This is a genomic window from Kocuria sp. (assembly GCF_030530945.1).
Classification (GTDB): Bacteria; Actinomycetota; Actinomycetes; order Actinomycetales; family Micrococcaceae; genus Kocuria.
This window is the reverse complement of sequence record NZ_JAUMTZ010000002.1, coordinates 1-19,915: the sequence shown is the minus strand read 5'-3', so window position 1 is coordinate 19,915 and position 19,915 is coordinate 1. Positions and strand designations below refer to the sequence as shown.

The window sequence follows — 19,915 nt, the reverse complement described above, 5'->3', positions numbered from 1 at the left end:
CCGGCGCCTCGCGGCGGAACCCCCACCATCGAACGGAGAACATGCCATGACCGGTACCAGGATCGGAGTCACCGGAGCCACCGGACACATTGGAGGAGGTGTCTCACGGGCCCTGGAGCGACGGGGCATCGCCCACCGGCTGCTCGCCCGCGGACCCCGTCGGCTCGACGAGCGGGTCGCGGCCTCCGGCGGGCTGCTGGACGCGGCGGAGTTCGACTTCGCGGACCCCCAGGGTGCTGTGGCCTCACTGACGGGCCTGGACACCGTGCTCCTGGTCTCCGCCGCGGAGACCGCCGAGCGCGAGCAGCAGCAGCTGGCCATGGTCCGGGCGCTGTCCCTGGCCGGGGTGCGCCGGGTGGTCTACACCTCCTTCGCCGCCCCCGGTCCGCGGGCCACCTTCACCTTCGCGCGCACCCACCACGCCACGGAACGGGCCATCGCGGACGCCGGGCTGGAGCACGTGTTCCTGCGGGACAACTTCTACCTGGACGTCTTCCCGCTCTTCGCGGGGGAGGACCGGGTGCTGCGCGGCCCCGCCGGCAGCGGGCGGGTCGCCGCGGTGGCGCGCGCGGACGTCGTCGACGCCGCCGTGGCCGTGCTCGCCGAACCGGCGGCCGCCCTCCGGGACGCCTACACCCTCACCGGGCCGCAGGCGCTCACCCTGGCGGAGGTCGCGGAGACGCTCACCCGGGTCACGGGGCGGCAGCACCGCTACGAGGCGGAGACCCTAGCGCAGGCGCGGGCCTCGCGCGCCGTCCTGGACCCGCAGTCGTGGGAGCTGGAGGCCTGGATCTCCACCTACACGGCGATCGCCTCGGGAGAGCTCGCGGAGGTCACGGACCACGTGCGGGAGCTCACCGGCCACGAACCCCGCTCCCTGGAGGACGTCCTGCGCGGTCGCTGACACCGCGCCGAGAAATATTTTCGTGACGTGCGAGACGGCCGCTTATCCACACGGGGAGCATGAAAACCGCAGGATCGTGCGGCGCGGTGCCGGGCCGTCCTGTGGACAACGCGGGGAAAACATCGTGACACCTGTGGAACAGGCGACCACATCATGTTGGGTGTCCTGGCCTCGCGCGCCACTAGATGTAGTATTGACGCAGTTGTTCAACCACCTGGCGCACCACCCGGATCACGAGCCCAGCGGCCCCGGAAGCGTCGGAGAATCGGGATTTCCCGCAAGGAGAATGGGCCATGTCTGTCACCGTGTATTCCAAGCCGTCGTGCGTGCAGTGCAACGCCACCTACCGTGCCCTCACCAAGAAGGGCATCGACTACACGGTGGTGGACGTCACCGAGGACACCGCCGCGTACGAGCACGTGGTGGGCCTGGGCTACCAGCAGGTTCCCGTGGTGGAGACCACCACCGAGCACTGGTCGGGCTTCCGCCCCGACAAGATCAACTCGCTGGCCCTGCTGCTCTCCGCCTGACCCGCCACGGGCACGGAGCCGAGACCGGCGCCCGCCCCGGACTCCACCCGCCGGACCCGGGGCCCGCAGAAGAAAGCACCCCCCAGGATCGGAAGTGAGTGGGCATGAGTTCCCTCAGCTCGGTTCTCGCTCGCGCGAAGGAGCGGGAGCTGCGGCAGTCGTCCTACGTCCCGGAGGCGGATGCACCCCTGGTGGTGTACTTCTCCTCCGTCACCCGCAACACGGACCGGTTCATCGCGAAGCTGCCGGTGCGCTCGGTCCGGTTGCCCCTTAAGACCACTGAACCCCCGCCTCGGATCACCGAGCCGTACGTGCTGGCAGTGCCCAGCTACGGCCGGCCCGGGGGAGCGGGTTCGGTCCCCCCGCAAGTCGTGAAGTTCCTCAACGACGCATCCTCGCGCGCGCACCTGCTGGGTGTGATCGGCGCCGGCAACACCAACTTCGGCCCCCTGTTCTGCGTGGCCGCGGAGAAGGTGGCCGCCAAGTGCCAGGTGCCCCTGCTGTACAAGTTCGAGCTCATGGGCACGGACGAGGACGTCGAGAAGGTCACCCAAGGATTGGAAGAGTTTTGGCAAGCATGCACGCAACCCCGGGAGTGAGCGTCGAGCCCGGTCACGAGGATCCCACCTGCCCGGAGAAGTACCGGGGACTGGGCTACCACGAGCTCAACGCCCTGCTGAACCTCTACGACGCGGACGGCAGGATCCAGTTCGAGGCGGACCGCCAGGCGGCCCGGCAGTACTTCCTGCAGCACGTGAACAAGAACACCGTGTTCTTCCACGACCTCGAGGAGAAGCTGAAGTACCTGGTGGACCACCAGTACTACGAGGCCGAGGTGCTCGAGAAGTACAGCATGGAGTTCATCAAGGAGCTCTCCAAGCAGGCCTACGGCTCCAAGTTCCGCTTCCAGACGTTCCTGGGCGCGTTCAAGTTCTACACCTCCTACACACTGAAGACCTTCGACGGCCAGCGCTACCTGGAGCGCTTCGAGGACCGTGTGGTCATGGTCTCCCTGTACCTCGCGGACGGCAACGAGGAGCTGGCCCGGCAGCTGGTGGCGGAGATCATCTCCGGTCGTTTCCAGCCCGCCACCCCCACGTTCCTCAACGCCGGGAAGAAGCAGCGCGGCGAGCTCGTGTCCTGCTTCCTGGTGCGCTTCGAGGACAACATGGAGTCCATCGGGCGCAACATCAACTCCGCCCTGCAGCTGTCCAAGCGCGGCGGTGGTGTGGCGTTCGCACTGACCAACCTGCGGGAGTCGGGCGCGCCGATCAAGATGATCGAGAACCAGTCCTCGGGCGTGATCCCGGTGATGAAGCTGCTGGAGGACTCGTTCTCCTACGCCAACCAGCTGGGCGCGCGACAGGGGGCGGGCGCCGTTTACCTGCACGCCCACCACCCCGACATCCTCAACTTCCTGGACACCAAGCGGGAGAACGCGGACGAGAAGATCCGCATCAAGACCCTCTCCCTGGGCGTGGTCATCCCGGACATCACGTTCGAGCTCGCCAAGAAGAACCAGGACATGTACCTGTTCTCCCCGTACGACGTGGAGCGGATCTACGGCATGCCCTTCGCGGACGTGAACGTGAGCGAGAAGTACCACGAGATGGTGGACGACTCCCGGATCACCAAGACCAAGATCAGCGCGCGCGAGTTCTTCCAGACCGTGGCGGAGGTGCAGTTCGAGTCCGGGTACCCGTACATCATGTTCGAGGACACGGTGAACCGGGCCAACCCCATCGACGGCAAGATCATCATGTCCAACCTGTGCTCCGAGATCCTGCAGGTCTCCGAGCCCTCCACGTACAACGAGGACCTCACGTACGCGGAGGTGGGCAAGGACATCTCCTGCAACCTGGGCTCCATGAACATCGCCATGGCCATGGAGTCCGCGGACTTCGGGGCCAGCATCGAGACCGCCATCCGCGGCCTCACGGCGGTCTCGGACATGTCCAACATCGACTCGGTGCCCTCCATCCGGCGCGGCAACCAGATGTCCCACGCGGTGGGTCTGGGGCAGATGAACCTGCACGGCTACCTCGCCAAGGAGCACATCTTCTACGGCTCCGAGGAGGGCGTGGACTTCACGGACATGTACTTCTACGCGGTGACCTACCACGCCATCCGGGCCTCGAACCTGATCGCCAAGGAGCGCGGGGAGTCCTTCGTGGGCTTCGAGAACTCGGACTACGCCAACGGCTCGTTCTTCGACAGGTACACCGAGCGGGCGTGGGAGCCGGCCACGCAGCGCGTCCGTGAGCTCTTCGAGCGGGCCGGGATCGCCCTGCCCACGCAGCAGGACTGGAGCGAGCTGCGCGAGAAGGTCATGGCGGACGGGATGTACAACCAGAACCTGCAGGCCGTGCCGCCCACCGGTTCCATCTCCTACATCAACAACTCCACGTCCTCGATCCACCCGATCGCCTCGCGCATCGAGATCCGCAAGGAGGGCAAGCTGGGCCGCGTGTACTACCCGGCGCCGTTCATGGACAACGAGAACCTGGAGTACTTCCAGGACGCGTACGAGATCGGCTACGAGAAGATCATCGACACGTACGCCGCGGCCACCCAGCACGTGGACCAGGGCCTGTCCCTGACGCTGTTCTTCAAGGACACGGCCACCACCCGCGACATCAACCGCGCGCAGATCTATGCGTGGCGCAAGGGCATCAAGACCATGTACTACTCGCGCATCCGCCAGCTCGCGCTGGAGGGCACCGAGGTGGAGGGCTGCGTCTCCTGCATGCTGTGACGCGTCGACGTCGCCCCTGACCAGGCGCTCCTGGCCAGTGGGCCACGACGACGCCGCCGCGGGCCGTCCCATGGTGGGGCGGCCCGCGCGCATGTGCGCGCCGTGCGCGCTGGCCGAGGGCGGCGCGCCTCGTCACCCCACGGAGTGCACCACCGGGGCGGGCGGGGGAGCTGTACCGCTCGTCGCCGGCGTCCGGGTAGAGGGTCTGGACACGAAAAAACCCCGGAACAGGAGTTCCGGGGTTTTCATCTGGTGCGCGATACTGGGATCGAACCAGTGACCTCTTCCGTGTCAGGGAAGCGCGCTACCGCTGCGCCAATCGCGCTCAATGTTCACCAATTGAACGAGGTGGTTGCACCGAGGTGGAGACGGGATTCGAACCCGCGTTGACGGCTTTGCAGGCCGCTGCCTAACCACTCGGCCACCCCACCGGGGACCAGATCCTTCAAGGACAGGGTCTCAGATCTCGACCGGGAGGTCGATAACTGCGAGCGGACGACGGGAGTCGAACCCGCGACCCTCACCATGGCAAGGTGATGCTCTACCAGCTGAGCTACGTCCGCATTGTCGGTCGATCGGGAACCTGCCGGTTGCCGTTCTTCCGAGCGGAAACTTTATCACAGGTTCTCGCGCTACCCGCCGTGTGCGACTTCCGGGACGTTTCCGTTCTGGAAGGCCGTGCCCTGCGGGGCGTTGCCAACGAGGAAGAACATTACCCACCGGGTGGGGTCCGGGCAAATCACCGCTGACCCCGGGGTGGATTTGCCGTGTCCGGCAGATGTGTTCTAGAGTCTTCAACGTTGCAAGCGCGATTGGCGCAGCGGTAGCGCGCTTCGTTCACACCGAAGAGGTCACTGGTTCGATCCCAGTATCGCGCACGAATAACGGAGAAACCCGGTCCCGAGAGGGACCGGGTTTTTTCGTGCCCGCAGACTCCGGGGGCGGCTTCTGCGTGTCGGGGTCCGTTCCTACCCTGGGTCCATGACGCAACCCCGCCTGGCACAGCAGACTCCCACGGGCCGCATGTACGCGCGCCGGGAGGGCGGTGACCTCGAGGTTCCGTCCATCACCACCGTCATCGGCTGCGAGGCCAACGACCTCGGCGGGTGGTACGCCTACAGCGCGGCCCAGGCGCTGGCCACGGATCCCCAGCTGCCGGACGCCCTGCGGGACTCACGGCGGCGTCGTTCCCTCGTGAACCACGCGGCGAAGGCCGCGGAGCGCCACCGGGACCAGGCCGCCCAGCGCGGGGACCGGGTGCACGACTACTGCGAGCAGCTCGCGCTGCGGGCCATGGGGCATGAGCACGAGGTGGAGCGGGCCCGGGCGGAGCTCGCAGAGCACCACGAGGCGAGGTTCGCGGACAGCGCCGACCAGTGGTGGCAGCTGTACCGCCCCGAGCCGCTCGCGGCGGAGATCACCGTGTGGAACTCCACCGTGGGCTACGCCGGCACCCTGGACCTCGTGGCACGCATCGGGGGCAAGGTGTGCCTGATCGACTACAAGACCCGTGGCACGGACCGGGCGGGCCGGGTCAAGGCGCCGGACCCGAAGGTGGTCACCCAGCTGGTCGCCGGGCTCAAGGCGGAGGAGTCGCTCGTGGACGCCGCCGCGGGGGAGTGGGAGCCGTGGCGCTACGGGGATGCGGAGGTGCTCATGGCCGTGGCCATCGGGGAGACGGAGGCGCTCACCGTCCAGGCCGTCGCCGAGCACCTGCCGCTGCACTGGTACAAGTTCTGCGCCCTGGCGAAGGTGTGGGCGCGCTCCACGCAGCTCGATGCCGCCGGTCGGCAGCTGCTGAGCATCGCCCCGCCCCCGCTCGAGGGCAGTCCCACGGGCCGCCTGGGGGCGGACGTCGGCGCCACGCGGACCGCCACCGGGCCCGCCGTAGACTGAGAGCGGTCATCAGCCCGGCCACCACACCCACACGAGGAGAGCACCGCACGGTGAGTATTCTGCGCATCCGCACCATCGGGGACCCCGTCCTGCGCACCCCCGCCCAGGAGGTCACCCAGTTCGACGAGTCGCTGGCCGCGCTGGTGCGGGACATGCTCGAGACCATGTACGCGGTGGGCGGTGTGGGACTCGCGGCGCCGCAGGTGGGCGTGGGGCTGCGGGTCTTCACGTGGGGTGTCCACGGGGACGAGGGCCACGTGGTGAACCCGCGGCTGAGCACCGGCCAGGAGCCCCAGGAGGGGGGAGAGGGCTGCCTCTCCGTCCCGGGTCTGTCCTACGAGACCCCCCGCATGCGGCACGCGGTGCTCACGGGGGTGGACCTCCACGGCCGGCCAGTGCACCGGGAGGCCGAGGGTCTGCTGGCCCGGTGCTTCCAGCACGAGACGGACCACCTGTCCGGAACCCTCTACGTGGACCGGCTCGTGGGGGACGAGCGCAGGGACGCCATGCGCCAGCTGCGCAGCGCGAGCTTCGAGGAGACCGCCGCCCGCGTGGCCCGCGAACGGGACGCCCACCGCCAGGACGCCGCCGCCTCGTCGGAGGCCGGGATGCACACCCACGCTCGCACCGCCTCGGACGGGGCCCGTGCGGACGGGGCCACCACCCGCTCGCAGGGCTCCGCCTTCACGCGCCCCGCGGACGACGCCGCCGCGTCACCGGGGCGGGACGGCGCGGGCTCCGCGTTCGGCCGTGGAGGTGCCCGATGACGGACGAGGCGCTGAAGATCGTGTACGCGGGCACGCCGGAGACGGCCGTTCCCCCGCTGGAGGCCCTGCACGCGGACCCGCGGCTGGAGGTGGTCGCGGTGCTGACCCGCGAGGACGCCCCCGTGGGACGCAAGCGGGTGCTCACCCCCTCCGCCGTGGGCCGCCGGGCCGAGGAGCTGGGACTGCCCGTGCTCAAGGCCAACCGGGTCACCGAGGAGGTCCGGGAGCGGCTGCGGGACACGGGTGCGCTGATCGGGGCCGTGGTGGCCTACGGTGCGCTGCTGCCGCGACCGGCCCTGGAGGTCTTCGAGCACGGCTGGGTGAACCTGCATTTCTCCCTCCTGCCGCAGTGGCGCGGCGCCGCCCCGGTGCAGCGCGCCCTCATGGCCGGTGACACCGTGGTGGGGGCCACCACGTTCGTGCTGGACGAGGGGATGGACACCGGGCCCGTGGTGGGAACGCTCACGGACGAGGTGCGTTCCGAGGACACCGCCGGCTCCGTGCTGGAGCGCCTGGCGCACGAGGGCTCGCCGCTGCTCGCGGAGTCGCTCCTGGGACTCGCGACCGGGCGGGTGCAGCCCACGCCGCAGCGGGGGGAGGCCAGCGCCGCCCCCAAGCTCACGGGCGCGGAGGCCCGCATCACCTGGCAGCACCCCGCCGTGGCCGTGGCCCACCACGTGCGCGGGGTGACCCCCGAGCCGGGGGCCTGGACGGAGCACGAGGGCCAGCGCCTCAAGGTCGAGCGCGTGGTGCCCGCCCCCGAGGTCACGGGGCTTGCACCGGGAACCGTGGAGATCCGGGACAGGCGGGTGTACACGGGCACCGGGTCCTACGCGGTGGAGCTCACCCGGGTGCAGCCCGGAGGCAAGAAGCCCATGGCGGCCCTGGACTGGGCGCGCGGACAGCAGCACAGGGAGCAGGTGGCATTCGCATGAGCCGGGAGCAGAACGAACGAGGCGCGGGAGCGTCCGGGGGTCGGGGACAGGACCGCGGCTCCGCAGGTCGCGGCGGCCGCGACCGGGACGCCCGGGGCGGCTCGCGCCGCAACGCCCGCGGGCACGAGCGCAACCGCCGGGCCCAGCACGAGCGGTCCTACTCTGCGCAGGCGCCGGCCCAGCGGCGTCGTCACTCGGACCCCGCGCGGCTCACCGCGTTCCGCGCCCTGCGCGCCGTGAGCTCGGAGGACGCCTACGGCAACCTGGTGCTGCCCGCGCTCGTGCGCGAGCACCGCCTGGACCGGCGCGACGCCGCCTTCGCCACCGAGCTCGCGTACGGCACCATGCGCTGGAGCGGCACGTGGGACGCCGTGCTGCAGACGTGCGTGGACCGGCCCCTGGAGCAGCTGGACCCCGCGGTGCTGGACGCCCTGCGCCTCGGGACCCACCAGCTGCTGGCCATGCGCGTCCCGGACCACGCCGCCCTGGACGCCACCGTGGGCCTGGTGCGCGGGGAGGTCGGGCAGGGACCGGCGGGTCTCGTCAACGCGGTGCTGCGCAAGGTCGCCCGGCGCCCGCAGGAGGAGTGGCTGGACGAGCTCGCCCAGCAGCAGCCGGACGAGTGGCGCGCCCTGGGCGTCCGCCACGCGCACCCCGCGTGGGAGGTGCGGGCGCTGCGGCGCGCCCTGCGCGCGAACGGGCGCGAGCCCGGCGAGATCACGGCCCTGCTGGAGGCGGACAACGCCGCGCCCCAGGTGCACCTCGTGGCGCTGCCCGGGCTGGGCTCGCTGGAGCCCGTGCTCGCCGGCGGCGCGCGTCCCGGGGACCTCGTCCCGGACAGCGCCGTGAGCGGCGGGGGAGACGTCCACCGCGTGCCCGGTGCCGCGCAGGGCGTGGTGCGGGTCCAGGACGCCGGGTCCCAGCTGGTCGCCCGGGTCCTCGCCGGGGCACCCGTCACCGGGGACACCGGCCGCTGGGCGGACCTCTGCGCCGGCCCCGGGGGCAAGGCGGCACTGCTCGCCGCGCTGGCCCACGAGCGCGGCGCCACGCTGCTCGCCAACGAGGTCAGCGCGCACCGCAGCGACCTCGTCCGCTCATCCCTCGCCCCGGTGCCCCGCCCCGCGTGGCAGGTGCGCACCGGCGACGGCCGCGACGTCCCGGCCGAGCACCCGGGCGCCTTCGACCGCGTGCTCGTGGACGTCCCCTGCACCGGCCTGGGGGCGCTGCGACGACGCCCCGAGGCGCGCTGGCGGCGCACGCCGTCGGACGTCGCCAACCTCGCCGACCTGCAGCGCTCGCTGCTGGACGCCGCGCTGGACGCCACCCGCCCCGGCGGCGTGGTGCTCTACGCCACCTGCTCACCGCACACCGCCGAGACCCACGACGTGCTGCAGGACGTCCCGGACCGGCGCGGGGACGCCGAGGTCCTGGACACCGCCGCGCTCGCCGAGGGCGCGGCCCTGCCGGGAGCGTTCGACGGCGCCCGGGCAGCCGGCCACGAGGTCCCCGGCGGTGGCACGAGCGTGCAGCTGTGGCCGCACGTCCACGACACCGACGCCATGTACATGGTCGCGCTGCGGCGCCGGGCCTGACCCACCGACAGCCGGCACAGGGACCGCGGGATCCGACCCGCGGTTCCCGGGCTCCGCGTCCCACGGGCCCCACGCCCACCCAGCACACCCCAGGAGGAACCCATGACCCGCTGCGACATCCACCCGTCCATCCTCTCCGCGGACTTCTCCCGCCTGGGGGAGGAGCTGCAGCGCATCCGCACCGCGGACGCCGCGCACGTGGACGTGATGGACAACCACTTCGTCCCGAACCTCACCCTGGGCCTGCCCGTGGTGGAGCGGCTGCAGCGGGTCAGCCCGGTCCCGCTGGACCTGCACCTGATGATCGAGGACCCGGACCGGTGGGCTCCCGCCTACGCCGAGGCAGGGTGCGCGTCCGTGACCTTCCACGCGGAGGCCGCCGCGGCCCCCGTGAAGCTGGCGCGGGAGCTGCGGGCCGCGGGGGCGAAGGCGGGGCTGGCGGTGCGCCCGGCCACCCCGGTCGAGCCGTACCTGGACCTGCTGCCCGAGCTGGACATGCTGCTCGTGATGACCGTGGAACCGGGCTTCGGCGGCCAGTCGTTCCTGGACGTGACCCTGCCCAAGCTGCGCCGCGCGGCGGCCGCTGTGCGGGCGCACGGCGGCACGGTGGCCCTGCAGGTGGACGGCGGGATCAGCGAGGAGACGATCGCGCGGGCCGCCGAGGCGGGCGCGGACACCTTCGTCGCAGGCTCCGCGGTGTACGGCGCCGAGGACCCGGCGGCCGCGATCGCCGCACTGCGCCGGACCGCACGCGAGCACTCCGCCGCCGCCCACGGCGCCTGAGCGGCCCCGGCACCCGCTCCGCTCGGCCGGCCGGCCGGCCTCCCACCCCGGGCATCCGTGCCACCGCGGGGCACCCGTCCCATCCCAGCGGCCCGCACCCGGTGCACGAGGGGAACCGGCCCCCCGGCGCGGAGGGGGTGCCCGGCTGCGTGGCATACTGTGCTCTGCAACGTGTTCCGGGGTCGGTGCAACTCCGAACCGGCGGTGACAGTCCGCGAACCGGGAACACTGCGCTCCGCGCGAGCCGCCGTCAGCGACGGCGCGTCCCCGGGGTGCGGTGGGAACGGCCGAGCCGGTGAAATTCCGGCGCCGACAGTACAGTCTGGATGGTAGGCACACGTGCGCACCGCCGTCCCGCGGCGCATCCCCCACAGGGTGCGTGAGACCGGGTCATCCGGTGGTGCTGTCCGCCGCGCGGCCGTGGCCGCGGGCGTGCTCCTGCTCCCCGGAACCACCGACCGTGGCGGGTGAGAGGAGACACCGTGGAGGTCCTGCGCTGGTTGTTCGACGCGCAGCTGCGCGTGGGGGACGGGTTCATCCTGTGGCGCGAGGTGCTGGGCAACGTCTTCGGCCTGCTCTCCGCGCTGGGCGGCATGCGCCGCAAGGTGTGGGCGTGGCCCGTGGGCATCGTGGGCAACGCGATCCTGCTCACCGTCTTCCTGGGTGCGGTCTTCGAGACCCCCAACCCCGTGAACCTCCTGGGCCAGGCCGGTCGCCAGATCATGTTCATCGCCGTGTCCGTCTACGGCTGGGTGCAGTGGCGGCGCTCCCGCGGCGCCGAGCAGGAGGCGGTGACCCCGCGCTGGGCGGGGCGCCGCCAGCGCGTCCTCCTGGTGCTCGCCATGCTCGTGGGCACCGCCGTGCTCACCCCCGTCTTCCGCGCCCTGGGCTCCTACGAGCCCGTGTGGGCGGACGCCTGGATCTTCACGGGATCGCTGCTGGCCACCCTGGGCATGGCCCGGGGCTGGGTGGAGTTCTGGCTCTTCTGGGTGGCCGTGGACCTGGTGGGCGTCCCGCTGCTGTTCTCCGCCGGGTACTACGCCTCCGGGCTCATGTACGTGTTCTACGGGGCTTTCACCCTCGCGGGCTTCTTCGTGTGGTGGCGGGTGAACACGCGCCAGCGGCGGGCCGCCACCATCGGCACCGGCTTCCCCGACCTCCACCTGTCCGTGGGGGACGCCACCGGGGACGAGCGCCCGTGACCTCCCCGTCCGACGACGCCGCACCCCGTTCCCGCGCCTCCGCGCGCCGTTCTCCCGGTTCCGCACCCCGCGTCGACGCGACCTCCACCACCCCCGGGGTTGGCGCCGGGCCTTTCACCGCCGCCGAGGAGACCGCGATGCGCGGGGCCCTGGAGGCGGCGCGGCTGGGCGTGCGCGGGGCGAACCCCGTGGTGGGCGCGGCCATCCTGAGCTCCGCCGGGGAGGTGCTGCACGTGGGCCACCACCGCGGCGCGGGCACCGACCACGCGGAGGTGGCCGCCCTGCGCCTGGCCCGCGAGGCCGGCACGGACCTGCGGGACACCACCATGGTCGTGACCCTGGAGCCCTGCCACCACACGGGACGCACCGGGCCCTGCTCGGAGGCCGTGGCGGCCGCGGGGATCCCCCGCCTGGTCTACGCCGTGGGGGACAGCACGGACGCGGCCCGCGGGGGCGCTGCCGCGCTCGTGGCCGAGGGCCTGGACGTGCGCGCGGGTCTCCTGGCGGACGAGGCCCTGGCACTGAACGAGCGCTGGTTCCGCGCGCAGGCGCAGCACCGCCCGTTCGTGAGCCTCAAGATCGCCCAGACCCTGGACGGGCGGGTGGCCGCCGCGGACGGGACGAGCCGGTGGATCACGGGGCAGGCGGCCCGCGCCGAGGGCCACGCGCTGCGCGCCCGCGTGGACGCGATCCTCGTGGGGGGCGGCACCCTGCGCGCGGACGACCCCTCCCTCACGGCCCGTGACGCCGCGGGCGCGCCCGTGCCGCGGCAGCCGCTGCGCGCGGTGATGTCCACCCGCCCGGTGCCGGAGGCGGCGGCGGTGCGCCGCGGCGTCGTCGGCGCGTCCGCCGCCGGTGCGGACGGGCGCTTCGTGCACCTGGCCACCCACGACCCCCGCGAGGCCCTGTCCCGGCTGCGGGACCTGGGTGCCGCACACGTGCTGGTGGAGGGCGGGCCCACCGTGGCGGCCGCGTTCCTCGCCGCGGACCTCGTGGACGAGCTGTGGCTCCACCAGGCGCCCGTGCTGCTGGGCGCGGGGGCGGCGTCGGTGGCGGCGCTCGGGGTGGAGACCCTGGCAGCGGCGTCGCGGTGGCGCGGCGATCCCGTGGGTGTTGCCGGGGGCGCTGCCGTGGCCCCCGTGGGCGAGGACATCCGCTGGCACCTGAGGCCGGCGAGCCGTGCCGCCACCGATCAAGACCGCGGCGGCGCGGCGCTGGCGGATCGCGAGGCGTCGCCCGCTCCCACCGGGACGCCGGATCACGTCCGGCAGGCCCGCCCCGCGGCCGCCACCGGTGCGGCCCCGGGCGCCACCACGAACCCGCCGGACGGTGCCACGCCGTCCGCGCCAGACCCCGCGGGCGGCACCGCGACGACGCCGTGCCGGGCCCCGCACACCCCGTCCCCCGAGGAGGAACAGTGTTCACCGGAATAGTCGAGTCCCAGGCCACCGTGCGCCGCGTAGAACGGTTGGCGGACGATGCCGCCCGCCTCCACCTGGGCGCGGGCCGCCTGGTCGCGGACCTGCCGCACGGCGGGTCGCTCGCGGTCAACGGCGTGTGCCTCACGGCGGTTCCCGCGGAGGGGCCCGCCACGGGGGACTTCACCGCGGACGTGATGGGCGAGACGCTGCGCCTGACCACCCTGGGGCGGCTGCGGGACGGCGAGAGCGTGAACGTGGAGCGCTGCACGGCCGCCGGGGACCGCCTGGACGGCCACGTGGTCCAGGGCCACGTGGACGGCGTGGGCACCGTGGTCTCCCGCGTGCGGCACACCGGGTGGGACACCGTGCGCGTGGCGCTGCCCGCCGAGCTGGCCCGCTACGTGGCCGTCAAGGGCTCGATCGCCGTGGACGGCGTGTCCCTCACGGTCACCGCGGTGAACGCCGCGGGGCGGGAGCCGGCGTGGTTCGAGGTGGGGCTGATCCCCGAGACGCTGCGCGCCACCACGCTCGGCACCCGCGGCCCGGGGGACGCCGTGAACCTGGAGGTGGACGTGCTCGCCAAGTACGCCGAGCGCCTGGCCTCCTACGCGCCGTCCGCCGCGGCGGACACGGTACGCCTCGACCCCGTGGCGGACGCCGTGGCCGCGATCGCCTCGGGCGCCGCGGTGGTGGTCGTGGACGACGAGGACCGGGAGAACGAGGGCGACCTGGTCTTCGCCGCCCAGCACGCCACCCAGCCCCTCATGGGATTCACGGTCCGACACAGCTCCGGGGTGGTGTGCGTGTCCATGCCGGGGGAGCACGCGGACCGGCTGGCGCTGCCGCCCATGACCGAGCACAACGAGGACGCCAAGGCCACCGCCTACACCGTCACGTGCGACGCCCGCGTGGGCATCACCACCGGGATCAGCGCCCGCGACCGCGCCCTGACCACCCGGCTGCTGGCCCTGCCGGGCACCTCCGCCACCGACCTCACCCGTCCCGGCCACGTCCTGCCGCTGCGCGCCGTCCCCGGTGGCGTCCGGGAGCGCGCGGGCCACACCGAGGCCGCCGTGGAGCTCGCCCGCCTGGCCGGGTGCGAGCCCGTGGGCGCGATCGCCGAGGTCGTGGACGACGCCGGCCAGCCCCTCCGCGCACCCGCCCTGCGCCGCTTCGCGGACGAGCACGGGCTGGTGATGATCAGCATCGCGGACCTCTGCACGTTCCTGGACGAGCACCACACCGCCCCGGCCGCCGTTCCCGACGCCGCCCCCACCAGCACGTCCGCGGTCCACGGGGACACACGGGGCGAGGGCCGCACCGCATGAGCGCTGCCGAGCACCGCGGCACCGCGGAGCCGCAGGGGCCACTCGAGGCGCTGGAGCACTCCGAGCCGGTCTCCGTGCCCACCGGGTACGGGACGTTCTCCGTCACGGCGTGGCGCGTGCCCGAGCCCTCCGGCGTGCCCGCCACCGAGCACGTGTCGCTGAGCGCCCCGCAGCCGGCGGGGGAGGAGGCCCTGCCACCCCTGGTGCGGCTGCACTCGGAGTGCTTCACCGGGGACGTGCTGGACTCGTGGCGCTGCGACTGCGGTCCGCAGCTGCACCTGGCCATGGAGCGGATCGCCGAGCACGGCGGGACCCTGGTGTACCTGCGCAACCACGAGGGCCGCGGCATCGGGCTGCTCAACAAGCTCCGGGCCTACAGGCTCCAGGACGCCGGCGCGGACACCGTGGACGCCAACACCATGCTGGGGCTGCCCGCCGAGGCCCGGGACTACACCGCGGCGGGCAGGATCCTCACCGCCATGGGCCTGACCACGGTGCGGCTGCTCACCAACAACCCCGACAAGGTCAAGAAGCTCGAGGCCCTCGGGATCACCGTGGCGGACGTGGTCCCCCACGAGGTCCCGGCCCGCGCCGAGAACCTCGGCTACCTGCGCACCAAGCGCGACCGCATGCACCACCACCTGACCCACCTCACCCCAGGAGAGAACTCATGAGCGGACACGGAGCACCCGAGAGCCACGCCACCGACCTCGACGCCTCGCAGCTGCGCGTGGCCGTGGTGGCCGCGAGCTGGCACACCACCATCATGGACGGCCTGCTCGACGGCGCCCTGCGCGCGCTGGACGAGGCCCGCACCGGGGAGGTGCTGCGGGTGCGGGTGCCCGGCAGCTTCGAGCTGCCCGTGGCGGCGAGCAGGCTGGCACCGGAGGTGGACGCGGTGGTCGCGCTCGGCGTCGTGATCCGCGGCGGCACCCCCCACTTCGACTACGTCTGCCACGCCGCCACGAACGGACTCACGGAGGTGTCCGTGCGCACCGGGACACCCGTGGGCTTCGGCGTGCTCACGTGCGACACCGAGGCGCAGGGCCTGGACCGCGCAGGGCTGGAGGGCTCCCACGAGGACAAGGGCTACGAGGCCGCCCACGCCGCGCTCAGCACCGCCCTGACCCTGCGGGGGATCACCTGCTGAACGGGCGCGGGGCGTGCTCCCGCCCCGCGCCCGGTAGTCTGGGACCGTGAAAACCTTCGAAGACCTCTTCACCGAACTCGCCACCAGGGCGGCCCAGCGCCCCGAGGGCTCCAAGACCGTCGCGGAACTGGACTCCGGGATCCACGGCATCGGGAAGAAGGTCGTGGAGGAGGCCGCCGAGGTCTGGATGGCGTGCGAGTACGAGACCGACGCCGAGGCCGCCGAGGAGATCTCCCAGCTGCTCTACCACCTCCAGGTGATGATGATCGCCAAGGGCATGAGCCTCGAGGACGTGTACAAGCACCTCTGAGCACCCCCGCGCCCCCGGCCCGGCCACGGCCGCCCCCGCCCGCGGACCTGCGGGCCGCCCCTACTCACCCAGACCGCACCGCGGAAAGGACCACCATGCTGCGAGTCGCCGTGCCCAACAAGGGCGCACTGTCCGAATCGGCCGTCACCATGCTCACCGAGGCCGGCTACCGGCAGCGGCGCAGCACCCGCGAGCTGGTGCTGGTGGACACCGACAACGAGGTCGAGTTCTTCTACCTGCGCCCCCGGGACATCGCGATCTACGTGGGCGGGGGGACCCTGGACCTCGGGATCACGGGTCGGGACCTGCTGCTGGACTCCGGGGCGCAGGCCACCGAGGAGCTCGGACTGGACTTCGCGCGCTCCACGTTCCGGCTGGCGGGGCCGGCCGGGCAGTTCAGCTCCGTGCACGAGCTGCAGGGCAGGCGGATCGCCACCAGCTACCAGCTGCTGCTCGAGAAGCACCTGCGCGAGCAGGGGGTGGACGCGGAGGTCGTGCGTCTGGACGGCGCGGTGGAGTCGTCCATCCGCCTGGGTGTGGCAGACGCGATCGCGGACGTGGTGGAGACCGGCAGCACGCTGCGCGCGGCGGGGCTGGAGATCTTCGACGGACCCATCATGGAGTCCGAGGCCCTGCTGATCCGGCGGGGTCACGAGGCGGAGCCGGAGGGACTGGGCGTGCTGCGGCGTCGTCTGCGGGGTGTGCTCGTGGCGCGGCAGTACGTGATGGTGGACTACGACGTCAGCGAGGACCTGCTGCCCGCGGCCACCGCCCTGACCCCCGGCATGCAGGGCCCCACGATCTCCCCGCTGGGCCGCGACGGCGCGGTGGCGGTGCGGGCCATGGTGCGCAAGGCGGACACCAACAAGGTCATGGACGCCCTCTACGAGGTGGGTGCCCGGGCCATCCTGGTCTCGCCCATCCAGGCGGCGCGCATCTGAAGTGCGCACCCCGCACGGGTGCGGGGCGGGACGAGAACCGAGACGGACGAGACGGCGGAGGACGGCAGAGATGGCAGTGGCGGTGCGGGTGATCCCGTGTCTGGACGTGGATGCCGGGCGCGTGGTCAAGGGCGTGAACTTCGAGAACCTGCGTGACGCGGGGGATCCCGTGGAGCTGGCGGCTCGCTACGACCTCGCGGGCGCGGACGAGCTGACCTTCCTGGACGTGACGGCCTCCTCCGCCCAGCGGGGCACCGTGTTCGACATGGTGGCCCGCGCGGCGGAGAAGGTCTTCATCCCGCTGACGGTGGGCGGCGGGGTGCGCACCCCGCAGGACGTGGACCGGCTGCTGCGCTGCGGCGCGGACAAGGCCTCGATCAACACCGCCGCGGTGGAGCACCCGGAGGTCGTGGACGAGATCACCCGTCGCTTCGGCAACCAGGTGCTCGTGCTCTCCCTGGACGCGAAGCGCACGGGCAACACCCCCTCCGGCTTCGAGGTCACCACGCGCGGCGGGCGCACCCTGACCGGCCGCGACGCCCTGCAGTGGGCCCGGGAGGCCGAGGAGCGCGGCGTGGGGGAGATCCTGCTCAACTCCATGGACGCGGACGGGACCCGGGAGGGCTTCGACCTGGAGATGATCTCGGCGGTGCGGGAGGTGGTGGGCGTGCCGCTGATCGCCTCGGGCGGTGCGGGCGCGCCCGAGCACTTCCCCCCGGCCGTGGACGCCGGAGCGGATGCCGTGCTGGCGGCCTCCGTGTTCCACTTCGGACCGGACCACGCCATCGCCCAGGTCAAGGACGCCCTGCGCGCCGCCGGGCACGAGGTGCGCTGATGGCTCCCACGAACGACGCCGCCGCCACCCGTGCGGGCGCGTCCGTCCCCGGTGCCGCCGGGCAGCAGCTGGACCCCGGGATCGCCCGGCGCCTCAAGCGGGATCCCGCCGGACTGGTCGCGGCGGTGGTCCAGCAGCACGACACCGGCGAGGTGCTCATGCTCGGCTGGATGGACGACGAGGCCCTGCGCCGCACCCTCACCGATGGACGGGTCACCTTCTGGTCCCGTTCCCGCCAGGAGTACTGGCGCAAGGGAGACACCTCCGGCCACGTCCAGCGGGTGCACTCCGTGCACCTGGACTGCGACGGGGACGCCCTGCTCGTGCGGGTGGACCAGACCGGCGCGGCATGTCACACCGGTTCCCGCACGTGCTTCGACGGGCGGGACCTCAACGCGGAACAGGCGGTCTAGATGCAGCACCTCGGCACCATCACCCCCACCCTCGAGGAGTTCCGGGAGTACGCGGCCACCCGCCGGGTGGTTCCGGTGCGCACCACCGTGCTGGCGGACTCGCTTACCCCCGTGGGCCTCTACCGCGCGCTCGTGACCCGCGACGGCGCCCCCCGCCCGGGCACGTTCCTGCTGGAGTCCGCGGCGGAGGGCGGCGTGTGGTCCCGCTACTCGTTCGTGGGCGCCGGATCCATGGCCACGCTCACCGCGCGGGACGGCCGCGCCCACTGGATCGGTGACCCCCCGGCGGGTGCCCCCACCGACGGCGATCCGCTCGAGGCACTGCGCGCCACCATGGAGCTGCTGCACACCGAGCCCTTCGAGGGCGTGCCGCCCCTGACCAGCGGCATGGTGGGCTTCGTGGGGTGGGAGGCGGTGCGGCGCTGGGAGAAGCTGCCCCACCCGCCCGAGGACGACCTCCACGTCCCCGAGCTCGCCATGAACCTCGTGGCGGACATGGCCGTCCACGACGGCAAGGACGGCACCGTGCTGCTCGTGGCCAACGCCGTCAACCTCAACGGCACCGACGAGAACGTGGACGCCGCCTACCACGACGCCGTGGCGCGGCTGGAGTCGATGCTCGCGCGCCTGGCCACCCCGCTGGGCCGCACCACCGTCTCCGTCACGGACGAGCGGCAGGACCCCGCGGACCTGGAGACCGCGGTGCACCAGTCCTGGGACCGCGAGCTGTTCATGGCCGCGATCGACCGCGGCAAGCAGGCCATCGTGGACGGGGACATCTTCCAGGTGGTGGTCTCCCGCCGCTTCGAGGCCGCCTGCGACGCCGACTCCCTGGACGTGTACCGCACCCTGCGCCGGATCAACCCGAGCCCGTACATGTACCTGTACTCCTTCGAGGACGCCGGGGGCAGGCCCTACTCGATCGTGGGCTCGTCCCCGGAGGCCCTGGTGACCGTGACCGGACGCCAGGCCGTGACCCACCCCATCGCCGGCTCCCGCCCCCGCGGCGCCACCGTGGACGAGGACCTCGCCCTGGAGCGGGACCTGCTCGCCGACGACAAGGAGCGCGCCGAGCACCTCATGCTCGTGGACCTGGCCCGCAACGACCTCTCCCGCGTGGCCGAACCCGGCAGCGTGGACGTCAGCGAGTTCATGGAGATCGAGCGCTTCAGCCACATCATGCACCTGTGCTCCACCGTGGTGGCCCGCATGCGCGAGGACGTCAGCGCCTACGACGTCCTCGCGGCGACGTTCCCGGCGGGCACCCTCTCCGGAGCCCCCAAACCCCGGGCCCTGCAGCTGCTGGACCAGTACGAGCCGCTGCGCCGCGCCGTCTACGGTGGCGTGGTGGGCTACATGGACTTCGCCGGGAACATGGACATGGCGATCGCCATCCGCACCGCCCTGCTGCTCGAGGGCACCGCGTACGTCCAGGCAGGCGGGGGCATCGTGGCGGACTCCGACCCCGAGTCCGAGGCCCAGGAGTCCCTGAACAAGGCCACCGCGCCCCTGCGCGCCGCACTGCTCGCCCAGGCGCTGCGCGAACCCCCGCGCTGAGACCACCACCACCGCACCTGCCGAGGAGCCCCACCGTGCTGCGTCGAACCGCACCCGCCGTCCTGATCACCCTGCTCTGCGCACTCGCGCTGTTCGGCACCACCACCACCGCGTGGATCCACGCCGCGGTCACCACCTCCCTGCAGCCCGTCACGGTGGACGTCAAGGGCTCCGACGCCGCCCCCGCCGTCACCGCCCTCGGTCTCGTCGCCGCCGTCGCCGCCGTGGCCTCGGCCCTCGGCGGGAGGCTGCTGCGCAGCGTCGTGGGCGTGGTCGTAGCACTCGCCGGGGTGGGTGCCGCGGCCGCCGTGCTGGCCGTGACCGGCGGCCCCCGCGCCGCCGCCCAGCCCACCGTGGGCGCCCGGACCGGGGTGATCAACGACGGCGGGGACTACACCATGACCGGCTGGCCCTGGGCCGCGCTCGCCGCCGCCGCCCTGCTCGTGCTCTGCGGGGTGTGGCTCGTGCTGGTGGCCCAGCGCGTGCGGCGCCGCGCCACCCAGCGCTACGACCGCGCCGCCGCCACCGGGACCGGCACTTCCGCGGGGCCCGGGGCCCCGAGCGCCACCGTGGCCCCGGGCGCCCACGACGCCGCG

The 19,915-nt window shown here is 72.8% G+C and carries 20 protein-coding genes, 4 tRNA genes and 1 riboswitch; of the genes, 21 read left to right on the top strand and 3 right to left on the bottom strand.

Going from position 1 to position 19,915, the window contains the following annotated elements; all coding sequences use genetic code 11:
• Positions 1 to 46: 46 nt before the first annotated feature.
• The 4 genes from Q4A22_RS02570 (at position 47) to nrdE (ending at position 4,189) form a co-directional block, all read left to right on the top strand.
• Entirely contained in the window at positions 47 to 904 is an 858-nt protein-coding gene (locus Q4A22_RS02570) for an NAD(P)H-binding protein (RefSeq protein ID WP_303176997.1), read from the top strand.
• A 293-nt stretch (positions 905 to 1,197) separates the two neighbouring features.
• Positions 1,198 to 1,434 (top strand): glutaredoxin-like protein NrdH, encoded by a 237-nt coding sequence (gene nrdH / locus Q4A22_RS02565; RefSeq protein ID WP_303176995.1) that lies wholly within the window; start codon positions 1,198 to 1,200, stop codon positions 1,432 to 1,434.
• A 104-nt stretch (positions 1,435 to 1,538) separates the two neighbouring features.
• Positions 1,539 to 2,033 (top strand): class Ib ribonucleoside-diphosphate reductase assembly flavoprotein NrdI, encoded by a 495-nt coding sequence (nrdI, locus tag Q4A22_RS02560; protein WP_303176994.1) that lies wholly within the window; start codon positions 1,539 to 1,541, stop codon positions 2,031 to 2,033.
• Complete coding sequence (gene nrdE / locus Q4A22_RS02555; RefSeq protein WP_303176993.1) at positions 2,012 to 4,189, top strand: class 1b ribonucleoside-diphosphate reductase subunit alpha; 2,178 nt, start codon at positions 2,012 to 2,014, stop codon at positions 4,187 to 4,189. The genes nrdI and nrdE overlap by 22 nt, the downstream gene beginning before the upstream one ends.
• A gap of 250 nt (positions 4,190 to 4,439) precedes the next feature.
• Here nrdE and Q4A22_RS02550 read toward each other — a convergent pair.
• The 3 genes from Q4A22_RS02550 to Q4A22_RS02540 all read right to left on the bottom strand — a co-directional run bounded on the left by Q4A22_RS02550 (position 4,440) and on the right by Q4A22_RS02540 (position 4,752).
• A tRNA-Val gene (locus Q4A22_RS02550) sits at positions 4,440 to 4,514 on the bottom strand.
• Positions 4,515 to 4,549: 35 nt separating this feature from the next.
• A tRNA-Cys gene (locus Q4A22_RS02545) sits at positions 4,550 to 4,620 on the bottom strand.
• Positions 4,621 to 4,679: 59 nt separating this feature from the next.
• Positions 4,680 to 4,752, bottom strand: a tRNA-Gly gene (locus Q4A22_RS02540).
• Positions 4,753 to 4,995: 243 nt separating this feature from the next.
• Here Q4A22_RS02540 and Q4A22_RS02535 point away from each other — a divergent pair.
• The 17 genes from Q4A22_RS02535 to Q4A22_RS02455 form a co-directional block, all read left to right on the top strand.
• Positions 4,996 to 5,067 (top strand) — tRNA-Val (locus Q4A22_RS02535).
• 103 nt (positions 5,068 to 5,170) lie between these two features.
• Positions 5,171 to 6,085: a cytochrome gene (locus Q4A22_RS02530; RefSeq protein ID WP_303176992.1), complete on the top strand. Its 915-nt coding sequence runs from the start codon at positions 5,171 to 5,173 to the stop codon at positions 6,083 to 6,085.
• A gap of 50 nt (positions 6,086 to 6,135) precedes the next feature.
• On the top strand, positions 6,136 to 6,852 hold the full coding sequence (gene def, locus Q4A22_RS02525; RefSeq protein WP_303176991.1) for a peptide deformylase: 717 nt from the start codon (positions 6,136 to 6,138) through the stop codon (positions 6,850 to 6,852).
• 11 nt (positions 6,853 to 6,863) lie between these two features.
• Positions 6,864 to 7,787 carry a methionyl-tRNA formyltransferase gene (locus tag Q4A22_RS02520; RefSeq protein ID WP_303177380.1) on the top strand — a complete coding sequence of 308 codons (924 nt, stop codon included), beginning with the start codon at positions 6,864 to 6,866 and terminating at the stop codon, positions 7,785 to 7,787.
• Positions 7,784 to 9,379, top strand: a complete 1,596-nt coding sequence (locus Q4A22_RS02515) for an RsmB/NOP family class I SAM-dependent RNA methyltransferase (RefSeq protein ID WP_303176989.1) — start codon at positions 7,784 to 7,786, stop codon at positions 9,377 to 9,379. The genes Q4A22_RS02520 and Q4A22_RS02515 overlap by 4 nt, the downstream gene beginning before the upstream one ends.
• A 102-nt stretch (positions 9,380 to 9,481) precedes the next feature.
• Positions 9,482 to 10,162 carry a ribulose-phosphate 3-epimerase gene (rpe, locus tag Q4A22_RS02510; RefSeq protein WP_303176988.1) on the top strand — a complete coding sequence of 227 codons (681 nt, stop codon included), beginning with the start codon at positions 9,482 to 9,484 and terminating at the stop codon, positions 10,160 to 10,162.
• A 168-nt stretch (positions 10,163 to 10,330) separates the two neighbouring features.
• Positions 10,331 to 10,504: riboswitch (FMN riboswitch) on the top strand.
• Between the two features lie 140 nt (positions 10,505 to 10,644).
• Entirely contained in the window at positions 10,645 to 11,364 is a 720-nt protein-coding gene (pnuC, locus tag Q4A22_RS02505) for a nicotinamide riboside transporter PnuC (RefSeq protein ID WP_303176986.1), read from the top strand.
• On the top strand, positions 11,361 to 12,797 hold the full coding sequence (gene ribD, locus Q4A22_RS02500; RefSeq protein WP_303176985.1) for a bifunctional diaminohydroxyphosphoribosylaminopyrimidine deaminase/5-amino-6-(5-phosphoribosylamino)uracil reductase RibD: 1,437 nt from the start codon (positions 11,361 to 11,363) through the stop codon (positions 12,795 to 12,797). Before pnuC ends, ribD begins: the two co-directional genes overlap by 4 nt.
• Positions 12,782 to 14,113, top strand: a complete 1,332-nt coding sequence (gene ribB, locus Q4A22_RS02495; RefSeq protein WP_303176983.1) for a 3,4-dihydroxy-2-butanone-4-phosphate synthase — start codon at positions 12,782 to 12,784, stop codon at positions 14,111 to 14,113. The genes ribD and ribB overlap by 16 nt, the downstream gene beginning before the upstream one ends.
• A complete protein-coding gene (gene ribA, locus Q4A22_RS02490) occupies positions 14,110 to 14,787 on the top strand; it encodes a GTP cyclohydrolase II (protein WP_303176982.1) in 678 nt (225 codons plus the stop codon). The genes ribB and ribA overlap by 4 nt, the downstream gene beginning before the upstream one ends.
• A complete protein-coding gene (gene ribH / locus Q4A22_RS02485) occupies positions 14,784 to 15,263 on the top strand; it encodes a 6,7-dimethyl-8-ribityllumazine synthase (protein WP_303176979.1) in 480 nt (159 codons plus the stop codon). The genes ribA and ribH overlap by 4 nt, the downstream gene beginning before the upstream one ends.
• A 46-nt stretch (positions 15,264 to 15,309) precedes the next feature.
• Positions 15,310 to 15,573: a phosphoribosyl-ATP diphosphatase gene (locus Q4A22_RS02480; protein WP_303176978.1), complete on the top strand. Its 264-nt coding sequence runs from the start codon at positions 15,310 to 15,312 to the stop codon at positions 15,571 to 15,573.
• A 95-nt stretch (positions 15,574 to 15,668) separates the two neighbouring features.
• Entirely contained in the window at positions 15,669 to 16,514 is an 846-nt protein-coding gene (gene hisG, locus Q4A22_RS02475) for an ATP phosphoribosyltransferase (protein WP_303176976.1), read from the top strand.
• 70 nt (positions 16,515 to 16,584) lie between these two features.
• Positions 16,585 to 17,349, top strand: coding sequence for an imidazole glycerol phosphate synthase subunit HisF (hisF, locus tag Q4A22_RS02470; RefSeq protein ID WP_303176974.1), 765 nt, complete (start codon positions 16,585 to 16,587; stop codon positions 17,347 to 17,349).
• Positions 17,349 to 17,762: a phosphoribosyl-AMP cyclohydrolase gene (hisI, locus tag Q4A22_RS02465; protein WP_303176973.1), complete on the top strand. Its 414-nt coding sequence runs from the start codon at positions 17,349 to 17,351 to the stop codon at positions 17,760 to 17,762. Before hisF ends, hisI begins: the two co-directional genes overlap by 1 nt.
• Positions 17,763 to 19,319 (top strand): anthranilate synthase component I, encoded by a 1,557-nt coding sequence (locus tag Q4A22_RS02460; RefSeq protein ID WP_303176971.1) that lies wholly within the window; start codon positions 17,763 to 17,765, stop codon positions 19,317 to 19,319.
• A gap of 35 nt (positions 19,320 to 19,354) precedes the next feature.
• A partial coding sequence (locus Q4A22_RS02455) for a Trp biosynthesis-associated membrane protein (protein WP_303176970.1) occupies positions 19,355 to 19,915 on the top strand: 561 nt, incomplete at its 3' end.